The organism is Vibrio sp. Y176 (genome assembly GCF_033438945.1).
Window position 1 is genome coordinate 1 of sequence record NZ_JAWOQS010000365.1, and the last position, 790, is coordinate 790.

Genomic DNA, 790 nt, shown 5'->3' on the forward strand with positions numbered 1-790 from the left:
GTAGGGAAGGTTTGAATTTCATTTTTAAAGCCTTGTAAGTTGTAGGGTTATATAATTTAAAAAATCAGGGGTATTACTAAAACTTAAAAACTTGAAATAGAGCCCTTTGGGGGAAAGGGCTCTTAGGGGGAGGAGCTTAAGGTTTAAGCTTTCACAAGAGTCGCTGCGTTACGCATCGCTTCTTTTGTTGAACACTCAACAACGTTTGCTTTTGCAAAGCGGTGAGCGTCTTTTACTTGGATATCGTGAGCTAGAATAACCAGCTTCGCGTTTGCTACATCTAGGTCAGTGATGCGGTTCTGGATACCGTTTTGACCTTGAGTTTCTACTTTGATTTTCAGACCCGCTACCGCACCTGCTTTCTCTAGTGCTTTCGCTGCCATGAATGTGTGTGCTACGCCAGATGGGCAACATGTTACTGCTACGATGTCGTACTCGCCTTCGCCTGCTGCTGGAGCCGCTTGAGCTTGCGTCGGTGCTGCTTCTACGATTTCGTCTTCTGCTTCTTCTTCAGCAACTGGTTTCCAGAAGCCAACGATAACTGCTGTTGTTAGTGAGCCTAGTGCGATACCCACAACGTACATTGGGATGTTGCTTGATACAGGAGCTGTGATTAGACCGCCCCATGGTGCGTGTAGCAGTACGTCTGTTAGGAAGCCGAACACACAGCCAACGATACCACCAGCAACGATTGAAGGAAGAACGCGTACAGGGTCGTTTGCTGCGAATGGGATAGCACCTTCAGAGATACCGATAGAACCCATGATTGCTGCTGCTTTACCTGCTTCTT

At 47.0% G+C, this 790-nt stretch carries 1 protein-coding gene; it reads right to left on the reverse strand.

From position 1 onward, the window contains the following. Window positions 1-143: 143 nt before the first annotated feature. Window positions 144-790 (reverse strand): PTS fructose transporter subunit IIB (locus R7O13_RS26110; protein WP_318305105.1); only part of this gene is annotated, 647 nt, incomplete at its 5' end.